We start from the raw sequence: 17,967 nt of genomic DNA on the forward strand, positions 1-17,967 counted from the left end.
AGCCGCGGCCCCGCGCCGCCGGCACGCCGATCAGTTAGACTTAAGCGCCACAGGACCTCATACCATGCCCCGCCCAATTTCCGCCACCGTTTCCGTTTCCGCCCTGGCCCACAACCTGGCCGCGGTGCGGCGTCACCTCGACCAGACCGCCGCCGCCGCGTCCGGCCTGGCGCCCTCGATCTGGGCGGTGATCAAGGCCAACGCCTATGGCCACGGCATCGAGCAGGCCGTCGCCGGCTTCTCCAAGGCGCAAGGCCTGGCCATGCTCGACCTGGACGAAGCGGTGCGCTGCCGCGAGGCCGGCTGGGGCGGGCCGATCCTGCTGCTTGAAGGCTTCTTCAACCCGTCCGACCTGGAAATCGTCGACCGCTACCACCTGAGCACCACGGTGCACCAGCGTGAACAGCTCGACATGCTGGCGCGGGCTCGCCTGTCGCGGCGGGTCGACATCATGCTCAAGCTCAACAGCGGCATGAACCGCCTGGGTTTTTCACCCGCCGCCTATCCGGCCGCCCACGAGCGCGCGCTGCTGCTGCAACAGCAGGGCGTGCTCGGCTCGATCGGCAAGATGACCCATTTCGCCTGCGCCGACGGCCCCCAGGGCATCACCGAGCAACTGGCCGTGTTCAATTCGGTGACGCATAAGATGGCGGCCGGTCCCATCAGCGTCTGCAACTCGGCGGCCACGCTGCGCTTTGCCGAGGTCGCCGTCGGTTCCGAGGCCCAGGCGCACTGGGTCCGCCCCGGCATCTGCCTGTACGGCGCCTCGCCGTTCGCCGACGCCGACGCCAGCGCGTTCGGGCTCAAGCCGGCCATGTCGCTGCGCTCCGAGATCATCGCGGTGCAGGAATTGAAGGCCGGCGATTCGGTTGGCTACGGCGCGCTGTTCCGCGCCGACCGCCCGATGCGCGTCGGCATCGTGGCCTGCGGCTATGCCGACGGCTATCCGCGCCATGCCGCCACCGGCACCCCGGTGGTGGTGGCCGGCATCCGTACCCGCCTGGTGGGACGGGTTTCCATGGACATGCTGATCGTCGATCTGGACCCGGTTCCCGCGGCGGGCGTCGGCGCGCCGGTCTCGCTGTGGGGCGAAGAGGGCCCCTCGGTGGACGAGGTCGCCCTGGCGGCCGGCACCATCGGCTACGAGCTGCTCTGCGCCCTGGCGCCGCGCGTGCCGGTTACCCGCGATACGTGATCATTTCTTGAACATCCCCCGGGCGGCGTTCCGGCCCCGGCTTGCCGGATGCCGGTCGGCGTCCGATTTTCCGTCCGGATGGTTCCCCGCCCGGACGCCGGGTGTCCAGCATGCAAGAATTGCTACGCAATTTACAAGACAGGTAACGCCGGATGGTGTCTACTTGAAAAACCGGGCGCCCAAGCGCCCGTTTTCGACCCAGTAACGAACAACGAGGTTTCGATCCATGAAGGACAAATGCGTGCTCATTACGGGCGCCACCAAAGGCATCGGCTGGGCGCTTACTCAGCGGCTGTCCGACATGGGTTGTCATGTGGTCGGTATCGCCCGCAACACCGGCGACGTCGATTTTCCGGGCTACCTGTACGCCTGTGACCTGGCCGACGCCGGCCGCACCGAGGAAGTGCTGCGCGAGATCCGCGAGAAATTCCCGGTCGACGCCGTGGTCAACAACGTCGGCATCGCCTCGCCGCAACCGCTGGGCGAGATCGACCTGGCCACCCTGTACAACGTGCTGGACCTGAACGTGCGCGTCGCCGTGCAGGTGACGCAAGCCTTCATCGAATCCATGAAGGCGCGCCGCGCCGGCCGCATCGTCAACGTCTGCAGCCGGGCCATCCACGGCGGCCTGGAACGCACCGCCTATTCGGCCGCCAAGAGCGCGCTGGTGGGCTGCACCCGCACCTGGGCGCTGGAACTGGCCGAATACGGCGTGACCGCCAACGCGGTGGCGCCGGGCCCCATCGAAACCGAAATGTTCCGCGCCACCCGCCCGGCGGGCAGCGAAGGCGAAAAGCGCGCGCTGGCCTCGGTGCCGATGAAGCGCCTGGGCACGCCGGCCGAAGTGGCCGCCGCCATCGCCTTCCTGCTGTCGGACGACGCCGGCTTCATCACCGGCCAGGTGCTGGGCGTGGACGGCGGCGGCAGCCTGGGCGGTCGTTCCTGATCGCCCGCTTCGGGCCAGGCGGCGGGGCCCGGCGTGGCTACGCCGCGCCTGGCTTCCGATAAAAAGATGGCGCCCGCGTGAACTGACCCCCGAAAGCTGGACGCAATCCAACCTTCGGGGGTTTTTCGCTGACCTTCCAACTCCCCGGAGGGCAGTTCAGCGGGGCGCCGTTTTTCTTGCCGCGGCCTCCCCGGGGCACTCAGTACGGCCCGCCGGCCTTGCCGACCGGCTTGAGATCCTTGAATTCGCCGGCCAGTTTTTCGGCCGCGCGCGCCAGCAGCACCGCGTCCACGCCTACCGCCACGAAGGTCGCGCCCAGCGACAGGTAGTGCCTGGCCTGCGCCACGCCGCTGTGCAGGATGCCGGCGGCCTTGCCCGACTTGACGATGCGGCCGATGGCCGCGTCGATGGTGCGGGCGACCTCGGGATGCTCGGGCTGGCCCAGGTAGCCCATGCTGGCCGACAGGTCGGCCGGCCCGATGAAGGCGCCGTCCACGCCGTCCACCGCCAGGATGTCCTCCAGCGCATCGACGCCGCGCGGCGTCTCGATCTGCACCAGCACGCACATCTCGTCGTTGGCGCGCTCCAGGTAGTTGGGGATGCGGTTCCAGCGCGACGAGCGCGCCAGCGCGCTGCCCACGCCACGGATGCCGGCGGGCGGATAGCGCACCGCGGCCACCGCCGCCGCGGCCTCTTCGGCCGACTGCACCATCGGCACCAGCAGCGTCTGCGCGCCGGTGTCGAGGATCTGCTTGATCTGCACGGGGTCGTTCCAGGCCGGCCGCACCACCGGCGCCACCGGATAGGCGGCCACCGATTGCAGTTGCGCCAGCGTGGTCTGCAGCGTGTTGGGGGCGTGCTCGCCGTCGATCAGCAGCCAGTCGAAGCCGGCGCCGGCGATGATCTCGGAGGTGTAGGCGCTGGCCAGCCCGGCCCACAGGCCGATCTGGGGCGTGCCGGCGCGCAGCGCGCGTTTGAACTGATTGGTCAGGATATCCATGGGCCGCGTTGAGGTCAGATGAAGTGGCAGTTGACGGAGCCGAGCACGCCGTAGTCGACGTTGAAGGTGTCGCCGGGGCGCGCGGCCACCGGCCGGGTGAAGGAACCCGACAGGATGATCTCGCCCGCTTCCAGCGCCACCTCGTGCGCGGCCAGCTTGTTCGCCAGCCATACTACGCCATTGGCCGGATGGTTCAAGACGCCGGCGGCCACGCCGGTTTCCTCGATCACCGCGTTGCGCGACAGGATCGCGCCGATCCAGCGCAGGTCCAGCTCGCCGATCTTCACCGGCCGCCCGCCCATCACCACGCCGGCGTTGGCCGCGTTGTCGGCGATGGTGTCGAACACCTTGCGCGGGCGCTTGCTGTCGGGGTCGATGCCGTGCGAGCGGGCATCGATGATCTCCAGCGCCGGGATCACGTAGTCGACCGCGTCGTATACCTGGAACAGGGTCACGTTGGGACCTTGCAGGCGCTTGCCCAGCACGAAGGCCAGCTCCACTTCCAGCCGCGGCAGGATGAAGCGGCCGGCGGGAATGTCGCCGCCGTCCTCGAAGAACATGTCATCGAGCAACATGCCGAAATCGGGTTCGTCGATCTGCGACGACAACTGCATGGCGCGCGAGGTCAGGCCGATCTTGTGGCCGCGCTTGACGCGGCCCTCGGCCAGCTTGATGTCCATCCAGGCGCGCTGGATGGCGTAGGCATCGGCGATGGTGATGTCGGGGTGTTCCAGCGAGATCTGGCGGATCTGCTGGCGGGTGCGTTCGGCGTCGTGCAGGCGCGCGGCCAGCGCGCGCACGGTGGTGGAATCGAGCATGCGGGGTATCCAGGTAGGGGGGATCAGGCGGGGCAGGGCACCAGCGTGTTGACCAGACGGCCGATGCCGTCGATCTCGGTCACGACCTCGTCGCCCGGCTGGACGTTGACGATGCCATCCGGGGTGCCGGTCAGGATCAGGTCGCCGGGCGACAGCGTCATGAAGCCGCTGAAGTACGCGATCAGGGCGGGGATGTCGAACACCATGTCGCGGGTGTTGCCGCGCTGGGTCTCGACGCCGTTGACGGTGGTGCGCAGGTCCAGGTTCATCGGGTCGGCCACGTCGTCGCGGTCCACCAGCCATGGCCCCAGCGGCGTGCAGGTGTCGCGGCTCTTGACGCGCAGGTTGGGGCGATACCAGTTCTCCAGGTAGTCGCGCAGCGCGTAGTCGTTGGCCACGGTGTAGCCGGCCACGTAGTCATAGGCCTGCTCGCGCGTGACGTTGCGCGCGGTCTTGCCGATCACCACGGCCAGCTCGCATTCGTAGTGCATGAAGCCCACGTCCGCCGGCCGCAGCGTCTGCGCGCGATGGCCGACAAAGGTGTTGGCTGCCTTCAGGAAGCCGAGCGGTTCGGGCGGCGCCTTGAACGCCAGTTCCTTGGCATGGTCGGCATAGTTGATGGCCAGCGTGAAAGTGGTGCGCGGTTCGATCGGCGGCAGCCAGGTCACCGCGTCCTCGGCCAGCAGGCGGCCGTCGGCCAGGCGGATCTGGCCGTGGCCGGCGTCGGTGGCGGCGTGGATGGCGCCTTCATGGGCGATGCGTGCGTGTTTCATGGCGGGTTCCGTTGGGGGCGCCTCAGGCGCCGGCGATGAGCGTGTTGCCGAGCGTGCCGACCTGGTCGATGCGGATCTCGTAGCGTTGGCCCGCATGCGCCAGCGGCGCGTCGGCGCGGGCCCCCGCCAGCAGGATGTCGCCCGGCTCGAAGCTCATGAACGCGGTGACGTCGGCGATCAGGCGGGCCACCGGTCGCACCAGGTCGGCGGTGCTGGCGCGCTGCGCCAGTTCGCCGTCGACCCAGACCTCGATGGCGAGCGCGTCCGGGTCCGCCACGGACGACACCGGCGCCAGCGCGCGGCCGATCGGGCAGAAGCCGTCGCGGCATTGCTGCTTGAGCGCTGGACGGAAATAGCTGTCGTGCGGCGCCGACAGATCGGCCACCACGCGATAGCCGGCCACGTGGGCGAGCGCCTCGGCTTCGCTGACGCGGCTGGCGCGCCGGCCGAACACGATGCCCAGGGTGGCGCCGATGCGCACCTGGGGCACGTCGGCGGGCAGCGTGATCGCGTCGCCGTCGGCGGCATAGGTATTGGCCGGCTTGATATACAGCACCGGCGCGCGCGGCGCGGCCTGGTAGGGCGGTGCGTTCACCGCCTCGCCCAGCGCGGCCAGCGCCTGGCGCGTATTGAGCGCGGCGCCCGCCACCGTGCGCGGCAGCGCGGCGGCGCGGGCCGCCAGGTATTCGCGATAGTTGCTGTGCTTGTAGTTGAGCACCGCGTCGGCTTCTTCCACCTGCAGCGACAGGCCCAGCGGCCGGCGCGCCATTTCCGGCGCCAGCGCGTCGCGCAGGGCCTGGAACGTGCGTTCGCCCAATGCCGCCTGCTGCGCGGCGCTGCGGCCGTGGCCGATGCGCAGCAGCACGTGCACGAAAGCGTTGTCGGGATGGCCGTCGGCGATCAGGTAGTCATCGATCCGCACGGCGCGGGTGCGCGCGCCGGCCAGCGGGTACAGGCTGCCGTCGCCGACGGCGGCGCCCTGCACCGCGCGCATCAGGGCGCGGGTGTCCAGGTCCAGGTTGGCGGAGTACTCAATCCAGATATGTGGCATGACAGGCGCGGGACCAGCCCCCTCCGGCATATTGTTATCATGTTAATAATAATAGCGAAAAAAACCGGCCGGCGGCAATCGCCGGGGCGGCCGCGAGACAGGGGTTTTCCGCCGTTGACAGCACCATCGGCCGCGCATAAAGTTAACTTGTTAATTAAATTCCGGCCCGCTGCCGTTCTGGCGGCCGGCCGTCAGCGACAGGCGAGGAGACGCACGTGAGCATCAAGCACTGGATCAACGGCAGGCAGGTCGACAGCGCCGACCGCTTCACTACCTTCAACCCGGCCACGGGCGAGGCCATTGACGAAGTGGCCGCCGGCGGACAGGCCGAGATCGACGCCGCCGTGGCCGCCGCGGCCGAGGCCTTTCCCAAATGGGCCGGCATGCCCGCCAAGGAACGGGCCCGGCTGATGCGCCGCCTGGGCGAACTGATCGACCGCAACGTGCCGCAGCTGGCCGAGCTGGAAACCCGCGACACCGGCCTGCCCATCTCGCAGACGCGCAAGCAGCTGATCCCGCGCGCCTCCGAGAACTTCACCTTCTTCGCCGAAGTCTGCACCCGCATGAACGGCCACACCTATCCGGTGGACGACCAGATGCTGAACTACACGCTGTACCAGCCGGTCGGCGTGTGCGCGCTGGTGTCGCCGTGGAACGTGCCCTTCATGACCGCGACCTGGAAGACCGCGCCCTGCCTGGCGCTGGGCAATACCGCCGTGCTGAAGATGTCGGAGCTGTCGCCGCTGACCGCCGATCAGCTCGGCCTGCTGGCGCTGGAAGCCGGCATCCCGCCCGGCGTGCTCAACGTGGTGCAGGGGTATGGCGCCAGTGCCGGCGACGCGCTGGTGCGTCATCCCGGGGTGCGCGCGATCTCGTTCACCGGCGGCACCGTCACCGGCAAGAAGATCATGGCGAACGCGGGCGGCATCAAGAAGTTCTCGATGGAGCTGGGCGGCAAGTCGCCAGTGCTGGTGTTCGACGACGCCGACGTCGAGCGCGCGCTGGACGCGGCGTTGTTCACCATCTTCTCGCTTAATGGCGAGCGCTGCACCGCGGGCTCGCGCATCTTCGTGCAGGAATCGATTTACGATGACTTCGTGCGCCGCTTCGCCGAGCGCGCCAATCGCCTGGTGGTGGGCGACCCGACTGATGACAAGACCAATGTGGGCGCGATGATCACCCGCCAGCACTGGGAAAAGGTCACCGGCTACATCCGCCTGGCCAAGGAAGAGGGCGCGCGCATCCTGGCTGGCGGCGCCGACGCGCCGCGGGGCCTGCCGGCGCACCTGGCCGGCGGCAATTTCGTGCGGCCCACGGTGCTGGCCGACGTCGACAACCGCATGCGCTGCGCCCAGGAAGAGATCTTCGGGCCCGTCGCCTGCCTGATTCCGTTCAAGGACGAGGCCCACGGCCTGGCGCTGGCCAACGACGTCAAGTACGGCCTGGCCTCCTACATCTGGACCCGCGATATCGGCCGGGCCCACCGGCTGGCGCGCGGCATCGAGGCCGGCATGGTGTTCATCAACAGCCAGAACGTGCGCGACCTGCGCCAGCCGTTCGGCGGCACCAAGGAATCCGGCACCGGCCGCGAGGGCGGGGAATACAGCTACGAAGTGTTCGCCGAGATCAAGAACGTCTGCGTCTCGATGGGCAGCCACCCCATTCCGAAGTGGGGCGTCTGACCGGCGCCCGGATACCGAAAACAACAGGAGACACGCATCATGGGCAAGCTCGCGCTGGCGGCCAAAGTAACGCACGTGCCGTCGATGTACCTATCTGAAATGCCCGGCCGCCATCACGGCTGCCGCGAAGCCGCGATCCAGGGCCATCGGATCATCGGCCAGCGCTGCCGCGACCTGGACGTGGATACGCTGGTGGTGCTGGACGTGCACTGGCTGGTGAACGCTGGCTACCACATCAATTGCAACGAACGCTTCGCCGGCCGCTACACCAGCAACGAGCTGCCGCATTTCATCAAGGACATGGACTACGCCTACCGCGGCGACCCGGCGCTCGGCCGACGCATCGCCGAATGCGCCGGCGCAGCTGGGGTCCCCACCCGCGCGCACGAAATCGCCAGCCTCGAACTGGAATATGGCACGCTGGTGCCGATGCGCTACATGAATGGCGATGACCGCTTCAAGGTGGTGTCGGTGGCGGCCTGGTGCGCCTGGCATTCGCTGGACGACAGCCGCCGTTTCGGCGCGGCCTTGCGCCAGGCCATCGAGCAGAGCGACAGCCGCGTCGCGGTGCTGGCCAGCGGCTCGCTGTCGCACCGCTTCAACGACAACGGCAGCCCAGAGGCCGCCATGCACCAGATCAGCCGCGAGTTTTACCGCCAGGTCGACCTGCGGGTGGTGGACCTGTGGCGCCAGGGCGACTGGAAGACGTTCTGCGCCATGCTGCCGGAATACGCCGAGCTGTGCGTGGGCGAGGGCGGCATGCACGATACCGCCATGCTGCTGGGGCTGCTGGGCTGGGATGCCTACGACCGGCCGGCCGAGGTGGTGACGGACTACTTCACCAGTTCCGGCACGGGGCAGATCAACGCGATCCTGCCCGTGCCCGGTTGACTCATTGCGTCGCGGGTTCGCGCTTGATCAGTTCGACCATGGTGTCGACGTCGGTGTACAGACGGTCGAGCAGTTCCTTGCCGATGCGCGCTTCGATTTCCTGGTACTTGGCGTCGACCTGCGGCCGCATGCGGTCGATCAGCTTGTTGCTCTTGGGCGTCAGGGAGATTTCCTGGCGCCGCTGGTCGGCGTTCGACCGCACCCGCTTGATCAGGCCCTGTTCTTCCATGCCGGCCAGCATGCGCGTCAGGCTGGGGCTGAGGATCTGGCAGCTGCGGGCGATCTGGTTGGGTTCCATCGCGCCCACCTCGCTCAAGGTGCGCAGCACCCGCCATTGCTGTTCGGTGACGCCGGCGGCGTGCAGGATCGGCCGGAAGTGCGCCATCAGGGTTTCGCGCGCGTAAAGCAGCAGATGGGGAAGATTGCGGTGGTGGAAGCTCGGACTCATGGCGGCTATGTTAGCAAGAAGCCGTTCTATTTCCGTTGAATGTTCAGGCCTGTGAACGCCCAGGCCCGCGACGAACGCGGGCCTGGGCGGGAACGGAACGGAAAAAGGAGGTCAGGAAGCGGGATTCTGCTGCGCCAGTTCCTGCAGGTCGTCGGGCAGCGTCAGGTCGGGCGCGCCCTGCTGCAACTCGCGCAGCGCGGCAACGGCGTCCTCTTGCTGATCGTCCTGCACCAAGGCGCGGATGTGCGCGATGCGGGCCTCGATGTCCTGCTCGCTGAAGGCGACGGGTTCCGCGCTGGCTTGCTCGGCGGGCGCCTCGGCGCTGGCGGCTTGCGGCGCGGCGTCGCTGGCCGCCTGCTGGGCGGGAAGCGCGGCCGGGATGGCGCTGGGTGCCTCGGCCGGCGCCGATGCGGTCCGTTGCGCCGGGGCGGGGGCCGCCTGCGGCGCGGGCGCTTCGGTCAGGATCGGACGCGGCGCCGGGCCACGCTCGATGTTGATGGGCGCTTCCTGTGACACCGCCAATTGCGGCGCCTGGTCGGCCATCTCGGCGTTTTCGCGCATGTCGGTCCAGGCGAACAGGCCGGCCACCAGCGCCGCGCAGGCGGCGGCGGCCCAGCCCGGATGCCAGCTGCGGCCGGGGTGCCAGGTGCGACGCACGGCCGCTTCCAGTTCGGGGCTGCCGCCGGCCCTGGGCTTGCGATACAGGGCGCGCAAATCCAGTTCGTCGTCTTCGTCGAAGGGGGGGCGATAGGCAATGCTCATGCGCGTACTCCTCGCGCATGCGCCTGGTGGCAGGGCGCATCCGCGTTTGACCTGGGCCTGTGCCGCGCCGGTGGTCCGGCGGTCTCGTGCAGGATCGGGTCTTGTTCCGGTTTAGGTGGCCGCGTGCGCGGCCCAAGCGTCTCGCGATGCGCCGCGATTCCCGTCGTGCCGCCCTGTTGGGCGGCGGCGCCGGGTATGCCGCCACATAACCGACGGTTCAACATTGCGCATCACCCGATGATTATGCGCGATTTGCAGAAATCTGCCAGCGAATTTCTTGTGTTTGCATGGTGTAACTGTAGACCGTCCCTGTTTATGCAAGCAGATTGAAAGGGTGCTGCACCAAGACGGCGCCAAACGCGCGGGAAAAGGCGCATTGCGACTGCCCGCCGACGACCCCGCGCCCCGGCCTGTGCCGGTAAACTTGCGCCCATGGCCAAGACCCGAACCGTATACGTGTGCGCCGAGTGCGGCGGCACCACCCCGAAGTGGCAAGGCAAGTGTCCGCACTGCAATGCCTGGAACACCCTCGAAGAAACCGTCGAATCGGCCACGCCGGCCGCCGCGGCCGCGCACCGCTACGCGCCGCTGGCCTCCAGCAGCCCGGTGCGCAGCCTGTCCGAGATCGAGGCCCGCGAAACCCCGCGCACCCCCACCGGGCTGGAGGAATTCGACCGCGTGCTGGGCGGCGGCCTGGTGGCCGGCGCCGTGGTGCTGATCGGCGGCGACCCCGGCATCGGCAAGTCGACCCTGCTGCTGCAGGCGCTGGCCTCGCTGTCCGAAAGCACCAACGTCCTGTACGTCACCGGCGAGGAATCGGCCGAACAGGTGGCGCTGCGCGCGCGCCGGCTGGGACTGCAGACCGGCAACGTCAACCTGCTGGCGGAAATCCGCCTGGAGGCAATCCAGGCCGCCGTGTCCGAGCAGAAGCCCAGCGTCGCCGTGATCGACTCCATCCAGACGCTCTACAGCGGCGAGCTGACCGCGGCGCCCGGCTCGGTGTCGCAGGTGCGCGAATGCGCCGCCCAGCTGACGCGCCTGGCCAAGCAGACCGGCATCGCCATCGTCATGATCGGCCACGTTACCAAGGACGGCGCGCTGGCCGGACCGCGCGTGCTCGAACACATCGTCGACACGGTGCTGTACTTCGAGGGCGACACGCATTCGTCGTTCCGCCTGGTGCGTGCCTTCAAGAACCGCTTCGGCGCGGTCAACGAACTCGGCGTGTTCGCCATGACCGACCGCGGCCTGCGCGGCGTGGCCAACCCGTCGGCGCTGTTCCTGTCGCAGCACGAGCAGCAGGTGGCCGGTTCCTGCGTGATGGCCACGCAGGAAGGCACGCGCCCTCTGCTGGTCGAGATCCAGGCGCTGGTGGACAGCTCCCACGCGCCCAATCCGCGCCGCCTGACGGTCGGCCTGGAGGGCAACCGCCTGGCGATGCTGCTGGCCGTGCTGCATCGCCACGCCGGCGTGTCGACCTTCGACCAGGACGTGTTCGTCAACGCCGTGGGCGGGGTGCGCATCACCGAACCGGCGGCCGACCTGCCGGTGTTGCTGGCCATCATGTCGTCGCTGCGCGACCGGCCCCTGCCGCGCGGCCTGATCGCCTTCGGCGAAGTCGGGCTGGCGGGCGAGATCCGGCCCGCGCCGCGCGGCCAGGAGCGCCTGCGCGAAGCCGCCAAGCTGGGCTTCTCGATCGCGTTGATTCCCAAGGCCAACGCGCCGCGCCAGCCCATCGAGGGGCTGGAGATCTGGGCGGTGGACCGGCTCGACGCCGCGCTCGACAAGCTGCGCTGACGGGAGCCCCAAGTGAGTCTTTTGCTGATCGCCCTGTGCCTGGGCGCGGGAGGCCTTATTGGCTTCATGGGCGGCGTGCTGGGCATCGGCGGCGGCCTGATCGCGATTCCGGCGCTGGTGCTGCTGATGGGCATGTCCCAGCAGCTGGCGCAGGGTACCGCGCTGATCATGGTGCTGCCGACCATCATGATGGCGGTGCGCAAGTACAACCAGCAGACCCGCATCGACCGCCGCGTGGCGCTGGCGGGCGCGGGCGGCGCGGTGGTGTTCACCTGGGTCGGCGCGCGGCTGGCGCTGGGCATCGAGTCGGGCGTGCTGCGGCTGAGCTTCGCCGTGTTCCTGTTCTTCATCGCGCTGTTCTACGCATGGCAGACCTGGCGCGCCGGCGCGGCCCGGCGCGCGCCCAAGGGCAGCGGCCACGCTCCGGTCTTCACGCCGCGACGCGCCACCTTGCTGGGCGTGCTGTGCGGCACGCTGGGCGGCTTCTTCGGCGTGGGCGGCGCGGTGCTGGCGGTGCCCATCATCACCACGGTGTTCCGGCTGTCGCAGACCACCGCGCAGGCGCTGGCGCTGTGCATGGTGATTCCCGGTTCCGCGGTGGCGCTGGTGACGTACTCATGGGCCGGCAAGGCCGACTGGCTGGTGGGCCTGCCGCTGGCCGCGGGCAGCCTGCTGTTCGTGCCGGTGGGCGTGCGGCTGGCCTATCGCCTGCCTGAACGCAAGCTGAGAGCCTGCTTCGCGGCGATGCTGTTCGCCACCGTGGCGCTGCTGGTGTTTGAAAGCTGAACGCGGCCGGCCGAAGGTCGATTGTCACGATCCCATGACGAAGCGTTAACGTCGGAAAGGACGCGAAAATTTCCGGCCCGCGGCTGAACCTTCGGCGGGGCGCGGGTTCCAACGGAGTACGGGTCATGCGGCGATGTTGCCGCCCCGTGTCGGAAAGGCCGGAGGGGCAGCCCTCGGGTCTTCACCATTAGGAGTACATGTAATGACGACTCACTCCCGTATCGCTGCGTTCCTGTCCACTTCGGCCTTGTGCCTCGGTCTTGCCGCCGCGCCTTCGGCGTTCGCGGCGGGCGCCGATGCCACGACCAAGTCGGGCGAAACCAAGACCCAGGCGCAGCACAAGCATCACAAGACCGACAAAACGTCCGCCAAGCAGGGCACCGAGAAATCGGGCGCCGCCAAGATGGACAAATCGGGCACCGCCACGGCGCCCGCGAAGTAAGGCAGTCACGCAGCATCGGATCGCGAGGTCCGGCAGTTCCTTTGCACGACGGACGGGTCTTCGGGCCTGGAAGTCGAAAGCCTCTCGGTATGGGCGCCGAGAGGCTTTTTCGTTTGTGTGGCGGACCTGTCGTGTTGCCCGTATCGGTGCCACTTGCGTGAACGCCGACGGCGCTGAGCGCGCCGCCGTTCCCGCCCGCGTCAATCCACCGGCGTGATCACGCGGCCGGTATCGAAATACGCCGCCAGGTTCTCCAGCATCAGATCTTCCATGGCCTGGCGCGTTTCCAGCGTGGCGCTGCCGATGTGCGGCAGCAGCACCGCCTGGTCGCTCTTGATCAGGGCCTCGGGCACCTTGGGCTCGTGCTCGAACACGTCGAGCGCGGCGCAGCCGAGCTTGCCGGCCTCCAGCGCGGCCACCAGCGCGGCCTCGTCGATGACCGGGCCGCGCGCGATGTTGACGATGATGCCGCGCGGGCCGAGCGCTTCCAGCACCTCGCGATTGACCAGGTGGCGCGTGGCCGGGCCGCCCACGGTGGCCACGACCAGGAAGTCGGCCCAGGCCGCCAGGTCGGTCAGCGAGGCCTCGTAGCCGTAGTCGACGTCGTCGCGCTTCCTGCGGTTGTGATAACGCACCTGCATATCGAAGCCGATGCCGCGGCGGGCGATGGCCTCGCCGATGCGGCCCAGGCCCACGATGCCGAGCTTCTTGCCGCTGACGCGCTGGCCCAGCGGAATGCTGCCGTGCACCTGGCCCCACTGGCCGGCGCGCACGAAGCGTTCGCCCTGGCCCATGCGGCGGGCGCCTGCGATCATCAGGCCCCATGCCAGGTCCGCCACGCAGTCGGTCAGCACGTCGGGCGTGTTGCTGACCTGCACGCCGCGCGCATGCGCCGCCTGCACGTCGATGGTCTCGTAGCCCACGCCCCAGCTGCAGATGGCCTTCAGGTCGGGCAGGGCGTTGATGAGTTCGGCGTTGGCGCCGAAGTTGGCCGAGGTGACGACGGCGGTGACGCCCTTGCCGAGTTCGGCCAGGGCCGTCTTGCGATCCGGCTGCTTCCAGAGCTCGATGACGTCGTAGCGCTCGGCGAGGCGCTGGTTGGCGGAGGGCGAGCCGGCCAGCGAGCCGACCTGGATGATGCGATGCTTGGTGGTCATGTTGTCGTACAGGTGGGTGGCGAAACCTTCATGCTACTTGATCCGGCCTTGAATCCGGCTGAGAAGGCGCGGGCCGCGGGAACCCTCCCGGGCCGCGCCCTTGAGCGGCGGGCTCGAATCGGGCTGCCCAAGGCAGCCTGCCCCAAGCAGCCCGTTTCAAGCAGCCTTACTCCAGCTGGATATTGGCCTTCTGGATCACGTCCTTCCAGCGCTTGACCTCGGCCTGCTGGAACGCGCTGAACTGCTGCGGCGTGTTCGCCACGACCTCGAAGCCCAGGCCCTGCAGCGTCTTCTCGGTCTGCGGATCGCGCAGGGCGGTCTGCAGGGCCTTGGTCAGCTGCTGCACCACGGCCGGCGGCGTGCCCTTGGGCACCGCGAAGCCCTGCCACGAATACACCACCATGTCCTTGATGCCGGCCTCGGCCAGCGTCGGCACGTCCGGCAGGTCCGCCGCGCGCGCGTCGCCGGTGATGGCCAGCGCCTTGAGCTTGCCGGCCTTGATATGCGTCTGTACCGCGCCCAGGTTCTGGAACGACACGTTGACCTGGCCGCCGATCAGGTCGGCGATGGCGGCGCCGCCGCCACGGTACGGCACGTCCACGCCCGAGGTCTGGGTGCGCTGGCGGAACATCACCGCCGACAGGTGGTCGGACGAGCCCGTGCCGGACGAAGCGTACGACACCTTGCCCGGATTCTTGTTGGCGTAGTCGACCAGTTCGGCCACCGTGCTGGCCGGGAACGACGGCGAGGCCACCAGCACATTGGGATTGCGCACCGCTTGCGTGAGGTACTCGAAGTCCTTGCTCGGGTTGTACGAGAGGTTCTTGTACAGCGCCTCGTTGATGGCGAAGGTGCCGATCGAGCCGACCATCATGGTGTAGCCGTCGGGCGTGGCGCGGGCCAGCGCCTGCGCGCCGATGGCGCTGTTGGCGCCCGGCTTGTTCTCGACCACGAAGGTCTGGCCCAACGCTTTCGTCAGCCCCGGCGTGACGCTGCGCGCCGTGATGTCGGACGAGCCGCCCGGCACGAACGGCACGATCATCGTGACGGGCTTGGTGGGATAGCCGGCGGCGTGGACCGCCGGCCCGGCAAGCAGGGCGGCGGACAGCGCGACCGCGCTGATCGATCTGTTCATGGTGTCTCCTGGTTCGCGTGATGATGAAGAACCCGGCGCCCACGCGTGGCGGCCGGGCCCGGATCGGCGCGGGTCAGTCGACCTTGGCGCCCGATTGCTTCACGACCGCGGCCCATTTGACGGTTTCCCGCGCCATGAACTGGGTGAACTGCGCCGGCGTGTTGCCCGACGGCGTCGCGCCCTGGGCCTGCAATTGTTCGCGCACCGGCGCCTGCTGTAGCGCCGCGGCGACATCGCGCTGGACCTTGTCGACGATCTGTTGTGGCGTGCCCGCCGGGGCCAGCAGGCCGAACCAGCTGGACGCCTCGTAGCCTTGCACGCCGGCCTCGGCCAGCGTCGGCACGTCCGGCAGCGCCGGCGAGCGAGTGGCGGTGGTGACCGCCAGCGGCCGCAGCTTGCCGCCCTTGATGAAGCCCATCGACGACGGCAGGTTGTCGAAGATCAGGTCGGCCGACCCCGCCATCACATCCGTCAGGGCCGGACTGCTGCCTTTGTAGGGCACGTGCGTCATGCGGGTGCCTGTCATGGTCTGGAATAGTTCCCCCGACAGGTGGGTCGAGGTGCCGTTGCCGGTCGAGGCCATGTTGACGCTGCCGGGATTGGCCTTCAGGTATTTGATCAGGTCCGCCACGCTGCGGATGCCGTGCTTGTCGGCAAAAGCCGGATTCAGTTCCAGCACGTTGGGCACCGGGATCACCAGCGTGACCGGCGTGAAGTCCTTGACCGGGTCGTAGGGCAGCTTGGCGTAAACGGACTGGTTGATGGCATGGGTGCTGACGGTGCCCATCAGCAGCGTGTAGCCATCGGGCGTGGCGCGGGCGGCTTCGGCGGTGCCGACGTTGCCGCCCGCGCCCGCCTTGTTGTCCACCACTACCGCCTTGCCCCAGGCCTTGCCCAGTTCGGCCGCGACCACGCGCGCGGCGATGTCGGCGGTGCCGCCGGCGGGGAAGGGCACGATGATCCTGACGTCGCGCGCCGGATAGTCGGCGGCGCGCGCGGCGGCGGGCAACAGGGCTGCCGCCGCCAGACAGGCGGCAAGGGCCAGGCGGCCGCGCAAGGGGGCTGCAAGCATGGAAGTCGTCTCCTCGTGTGCGCGTGGCCGCGCATCGTTTGTGGGGTGTTCCTGCCAGGCCGGGGCCCGGGTCTGAATGCTGCCGGCGTCTGTCGCGCCTTGCCGTCGTGAATACCGATGACTTGTAAAACGAATATAGGTATTGAGGGTCTACTTGTCAACCAAGTATACTTTTTCCAAGCCACTCATCTAACAACTGGATTCCCCCTCGGAATCCGCCAGGAGACCCGCCATGAAAACCTCCCCGGTCACCGTGCAGGACCTGCAGCGTTCCGTCATCGCGGTCCCGCCGCTGGCGCGCCATGCCGACCTGTCGCTGAACGAAGCCGCCAACCAGGCCCTGCTGCGGCACCTGGAGGCGGGCGGGGTGCGCAACGTGATGTACGGCGGCAATGCCAATTTCTACAACGTCGGCGTGGGCGAATACGCGCGCATCGTCGATATGCTGGCCGCGCTGGCCGGGCCGGACACCTGGATCCTGCCGTCGGTCGGCCCCGATTTCGGCAAGATGATGGACCAGGCGGCGATCCTGCGCGGCCGCGCGTTTCCCACGGCCATGCTGCTGCCGATGTCGTTTCCCTACACCGACGCCGGCCTGGCCGACGGCGTGCGCCGCTTCACCGACGCGCTGGGCAAGCCCGCGGTGGTCTACATCAAGTCCGCCGATTACCTGGCGCCGGCCACGGCGGCGCGCCTGGTCGAGGAAGACCGCATCGTCGCGTTCAAGTACGCCGTGGTGCGCGAGGACCCGGCGCGCGACGCCTACCTGTCGGCGCTGCTGCAAAGCGTGGACGCCAATCGCGTGGTCAGCGGCATCGGCGAGCGCCCGGCCATCGTCCACTACCGCGACTTCGGCCTGAAGAGCTTCACCTCCGGCTCGGTTTGCGTGGCGCCGCGCGGCTCGATGCGCCTGCTGCGCCTGCTCAAGGAAGGCCGCCACGACGAGGCCGAGTCGGTGCGCGCCCACTACCTGGGCCTGGAGGACTGCCGCGACGCGATCAGCCCGATCCGTGTGCTGCATGACGCCGTGACCCTGTCGGGCGTGGCTGACATGGGTCCGATGCTGCCGCTGCTGACCGGTATTTCCAGCGTCGAGCGCGAGCGGGTCGCGCCGGTGGCGCGCGCGCTGGCCGAGTGGGACCGCGAAGCCGTCGCGGCCTGACGACCGCGCCCGCCGCATCGGCGGTACGATGAGCGCTGTCGATACGCCCCAGGAGATTTCGTGGCCCGACCCAAAGCATCGCCTCCCTCCGCGCCGTCCGCGCCCGCCGAGCCGGACGCCATGGGCGCGCTGGTGCTGGAACGCGGCCATCGCGTGCGGCTGGCCGACCAACTGTACGGCCAGATCTTCGAGCAGATCGTCGCCGGCAATCTCAACGTCGGCGACAAGCTGCCTTCCGAGAACGAGATTTCCGAGCGCTTCGGCGTGTCGCGGCCGGTGGTGCGCGAAGCGCTGCTGCGGCTGCGCGCCGACGGCCTCATCACCGCCCACCAGGGCCTGGGCACCTTCGTCAGCCACCAGCCGGCGCCGCGCCTGACGGCCTTCAGCGATGTCGGCAATGTCGGCGCCTACCTGCGCGCGCAGGAATTGCGCGTGGCGCTCGAGGGCGATGCCGCGCGGCTGGCGGCGTTGCGCCGCACCGACGAGCAACTGCACAAGATCGAGGCCGCGCACGCCGCCTTCGCCGACAGCCTGGCGCGCGGCCAGATGTCGGCCGAGGCCGACCTGGCGTTCCACGCCAGCATCACCGAGGCCACCGGCAACGACTTCTATCTCGGGGTGCTGGAAAGCATCCACGAGTCCATCAACGGCTTCATGCGCCTGACGCTCAACCTGACCCGCACCGGGTCGCGCCAGCGCGCCCAGCGCGTCCTCGACGAGCACGCCACCATCCTCGACGCGATCCGCGCCCAGGACGGCGAGCGCGCCCGGGTCGCCATGCAATTCCACCTGGGCCAGGCCCGCCACCGGCTGGTCGACCGCGAACGCGATTGACCGGCCGCTCGCGCCG

The 17,967-nt window shown here is 68.9% G+C and carries 18 protein-coding genes; 9 read left to right on the plus strand and 9 right to left on the minus strand.

What is annotated here, in order from left to right; genetic code table 11:
* Window positions 1-64: 64 nt before the first annotated feature.
* On the plus strand, window positions 65-1,195 hold the full coding sequence (alr, locus tag HV742_RS22035; protein ID WP_049073068.1) for an alanine racemase: 1,131 nt from the start codon (window positions 65-67) through the stop codon (window positions 1,193-1,195).
* A 226-nt stretch (window positions 1,196-1,421) separates the two neighbouring features.
* The gene (locus tag HV742_RS22040; RefSeq protein ID WP_020928472.1) at window positions 1,422-2,141 is read left to right on the plus strand and encodes an SDR family oxidoreductase; all 720 of its coding nucleotides are present in this window, start codon (window positions 1,422-1,424) and stop codon (window positions 2,139-2,141) included.
* A gap of 199 nt (window positions 2,142-2,340) precedes the next feature.
* Here the strand turns inward: HV742_RS22040 and hpaI are convergent, their stop codons facing one another.
* The 4 genes from hpaI to HV742_RS22060 are packed head-to-tail and all read right to left on the minus strand — an operon-like array spanning window position 2,341 to window position 5,783.
* A complete protein-coding gene (gene hpaI, locus HV742_RS22045; RefSeq protein WP_049073069.1) occupies window positions 2,341-3,141 on the minus strand; it encodes a 4-hydroxy-2-oxoheptanedioate aldolase in 801 nt (266 codons plus the stop codon).
* Window positions 3,142-3,155: 14 nt separating this feature from the next.
* Window positions 3,156-3,959 (minus strand): 2-oxo-hept-4-ene-1,7-dioate hydratase, encoded by an 804-nt coding sequence (gene hpaH / locus HV742_RS22050; RefSeq protein ID WP_049073070.1) that lies wholly within the window; start codon window positions 3,957-3,959, stop codon window positions 3,156-3,158.
* Between the two features lie 23 nt (window positions 3,960-3,982).
* Window positions 3,983-4,732, minus strand: a complete 750-nt coding sequence (locus tag HV742_RS22055) for a fumarylacetoacetate hydrolase family protein (protein ID WP_049073071.1) — start codon at window positions 4,730-4,732, stop codon at window positions 3,983-3,985.
* 22 nt (window positions 4,733-4,754) lie between these two features.
* Window positions 4,755-5,783 carry a fumarylacetoacetate hydrolase family protein gene (locus tag HV742_RS22060; RefSeq protein ID WP_054415884.1) on the minus strand — a complete coding sequence of 343 codons (1,029 nt, stop codon included), beginning with the start codon at window positions 5,781-5,783 and terminating at the stop codon, window positions 4,755-4,757.
* Window positions 5,784-5,998: 215 nt separating this feature from the next.
* On the opposite strand from HV742_RS22060, the gene hpaE reads away from it, so the two are divergent.
* Together hpaE and hpaD are read left to right on the plus strand one after the other, a co-directional pair.
* Entirely contained in the window at window positions 5,999-7,465 is a 1,467-nt protein-coding gene (gene hpaE / locus HV742_RS22065) for a 5-carboxymethyl-2-hydroxymuconate semialdehyde dehydrogenase (RefSeq protein ID WP_049073073.1), read from the plus strand.
* Between the two features lie 39 nt (window positions 7,466-7,504).
* Window positions 7,505-8,356 carry a 3,4-dihydroxyphenylacetate 2,3-dioxygenase gene (hpaD, locus tag HV742_RS22070; RefSeq protein ID WP_054415882.1) on the plus strand — a complete coding sequence of 284 codons (852 nt, stop codon included), beginning with the start codon at window positions 7,505-7,507 and terminating at the stop codon, window positions 8,354-8,356.
* Between the two features lies 1 nt (window position 8,357).
* Here hpaD and hpaR read toward each other — a convergent pair whose 3' ends face one another.
* Window positions 8,358-8,804 (minus strand): homoprotocatechuate degradation operon regulator HpaR, encoded by a 447-nt coding sequence (gene hpaR / locus HV742_RS22075; RefSeq protein ID WP_049073075.1) that lies wholly within the window; start codon window positions 8,802-8,804, stop codon window positions 8,358-8,360.
* A 111-nt stretch (window positions 8,805-8,915) separates the two neighbouring features.
* Window positions 8,916-9,566, minus strand: a complete 651-nt coding sequence (locus HV742_RS22080; protein WP_175146354.1) for a hypothetical protein — start codon at window positions 9,564-9,566, stop codon at window positions 8,916-8,918.
* 432 nt (window positions 9,567-9,998) lie between these two features.
* On the opposite strand from HV742_RS22080, the gene radA reads away from it, so the two are divergent.
* From radA to HV742_RS22095, 3 genes are all read left to right on the plus strand, one after another.
* Window positions 9,999-11,363, plus strand: a complete 1,365-nt coding sequence (gene radA, locus HV742_RS22085; RefSeq protein ID WP_049073077.1) for a DNA repair protein RadA — start codon at window positions 9,999-10,001, stop codon at window positions 11,361-11,363.
* 12 nt (window positions 11,364-11,375) lie between these two features.
* Complete coding sequence (locus HV742_RS22090; RefSeq protein ID WP_054415880.1) at window positions 11,376-12,149, plus strand: sulfite exporter TauE/SafE family protein; 774 nt, start codon at window positions 11,376-11,378, stop codon at window positions 12,147-12,149.
* A gap of 202 nt (window positions 12,150-12,351) precedes the next feature.
* Entirely contained in the window at window positions 12,352-12,591 is a 240-nt protein-coding gene (locus tag HV742_RS22095; protein WP_049073079.1) for a hypothetical protein, read from the plus strand.
* Window positions 12,592-12,791: 200 nt separating this feature from the next.
* On the opposite strand, the gene HV742_RS22100 is transcribed toward HV742_RS22095, so the two are convergent.
* The 3 genes from HV742_RS22100 to HV742_RS22110 all read right to left on the minus strand — a co-directional run bounded on the left by HV742_RS22100 (window position 12,792) and on the right by HV742_RS22110 (window position 15,955).
* On the minus strand, window positions 12,792-13,748 hold the full coding sequence (locus tag HV742_RS22100) for a 2-hydroxyacid dehydrogenase (RefSeq protein ID WP_049073080.1): 957 nt from the start codon (window positions 13,746-13,748) through the stop codon (window positions 12,792-12,794).
* Window positions 13,749-13,914: 166 nt separating this feature from the next.
* Window positions 13,915-14,883 (minus strand): Bug family tripartite tricarboxylate transporter substrate binding protein, encoded by a 969-nt coding sequence (locus tag HV742_RS22105; protein ID WP_054415879.1) that lies wholly within the window; start codon window positions 14,881-14,883, stop codon window positions 13,915-13,917.
* Between the two features lie 73 nt (window positions 14,884-14,956).
* Window positions 14,957-15,955: a tripartite tricarboxylate transporter substrate binding protein gene (locus HV742_RS22110; protein ID WP_175146355.1), complete on the minus strand. Its 999-nt coding sequence runs from the start codon at window positions 15,953-15,955 to the stop codon at window positions 14,957-14,959.
* Window positions 15,956-16,187: 232 nt separating this feature from the next.
* Between HV742_RS22110 and HV742_RS22115 the strand changes: the two genes are divergently transcribed.
* Both HV742_RS22115 and HV742_RS22120 read left to right on the plus strand, forming a co-directional pair.
* Entirely contained in the window at window positions 16,188-17,117 is a 930-nt protein-coding gene (locus tag HV742_RS22115; RefSeq protein ID WP_175146356.1) for a dihydrodipicolinate synthase family protein, read from the plus strand.
* A 120-nt stretch (window positions 17,118-17,237) separates the two neighbouring features.
* Window positions 17,238-17,951: a FadR/GntR family transcriptional regulator gene (locus tag HV742_RS22120; protein ID WP_049073084.1), complete on the plus strand. Its 714-nt coding sequence runs from the start codon at window positions 17,238-17,240 to the stop codon at window positions 17,949-17,951.
* Window positions 17,952-17,967: the final 16 nt, after the last annotated feature.

Origin of the sequence: Achromobacter ruhlandii (assembly GCF_902859695.1) — a bacterium.
In the GTDB taxonomy this organism is placed as follows: domain Bacteria; phylum Pseudomonadota; class Gammaproteobacteria; order Burkholderiales; family Burkholderiaceae_B; genus Achromobacter; species Achromobacter ruhlandii.

What these genes read in the sequence shown, in the direction of transcription:
- HV742_RS22120 (WP_049073084.1), top strand. Translation starts at nt 17,238, where the DNA reads ATGGGCGCGCTGGTGCTGGAACGCGGCCATCGCGTGCGGCTGGCCGAC.
- HV742_RS22055 (WP_049073071.1), bottom strand. Translation starts at nt 4,732, where the DNA reads ATGAAACACGCACGCATCGCCCATGAAGGCGCCATCCACGCCGCCACC.
- hpaR (WP_049073075.1), bottom strand. Translation starts at nt 8,804, where the DNA reads ATGAGTCCGAGCTTCCACCACCGCAATCTTCCCCATCTGCTGCTTTAC.
- HV742_RS22110 (WP_175146355.1), bottom strand. Translation starts at nt 15,955, where the DNA reads ATGCTTGCAGCCCCCTTGCGCGGCCGCCTGGCCCTTGCCGCCTGTCTG.
- hpaD (WP_054415882.1), top strand. Translation starts at nt 7,505, where the DNA reads ATGGGCAAGCTCGCGCTGGCGGCCAAAGTAACGCACGTGCCGTCGATG.
- HV742_RS22105 (WP_054415879.1), bottom strand. Translation starts at nt 14,883, where the DNA reads ATGAACAGATCGATCAGCGCGGTCGCGCTGTCCGCCGCCCTGCTTGCC.
- HV742_RS22095 (WP_049073079.1), top strand. Translation starts at nt 12,352, where the DNA reads ATGACGACTCACTCCCGTATCGCTGCGTTCCTGTCCACTTCGGCCTTG.
- HV742_RS22060 (WP_054415884.1), bottom strand. Translation starts at nt 5,783, where the DNA reads ATGCCACATATCTGGATTGAGTACTCCGCCAACCTGGACCTGGACACC.
- HV742_RS22115 (WP_175146356.1), top strand. Translation starts at nt 16,188, where the DNA reads ATGAAAACCTCCCCGGTCACCGTGCAGGACCTGCAGCGTTCCGTCATC.
- radA (WP_049073077.1), top strand. Translation starts at nt 9,999, where the DNA reads ATGGCCAAGACCCGAACCGTATACGTGTGCGCCGAGTGCGGCGGCACC.
- HV742_RS22100 (WP_049073080.1), bottom strand. Translation starts at nt 13,748, where the DNA reads ATGACCACCAAGCATCGCATCATCCAGGTCGGCTCGCTGGCCGGCTCG.
- HV742_RS22040 (WP_020928472.1), top strand. Translation starts at nt 1,422, where the DNA reads ATGAAGGACAAATGCGTGCTCATTACGGGCGCCACCAAAGGCATCGGC.
- hpaI (WP_049073069.1), bottom strand. Translation starts at nt 3,141, where the DNA reads ATGGATATCCTGACCAATCAGTTCAAACGCGCGCTGCGCGCCGGCACG.
- hpaH (WP_049073070.1), bottom strand. Translation starts at nt 3,959, where the DNA reads ATGCTCGATTCCACCACCGTGCGCGCGCTGGCCGCGCGCCTGCACGAC.
- HV742_RS22080 (WP_175146354.1), bottom strand. Translation starts at nt 9,566, where the DNA reads ATGAGCATTGCCTATCGCCCCCCCTTCGACGAAGACGACGAACTGGAT.
- alr (WP_049073068.1), top strand. Translation starts at nt 65, where the DNA reads ATGCCCCGCCCAATTTCCGCCACCGTTTCCGTTTCCGCCCTGGCCCAC.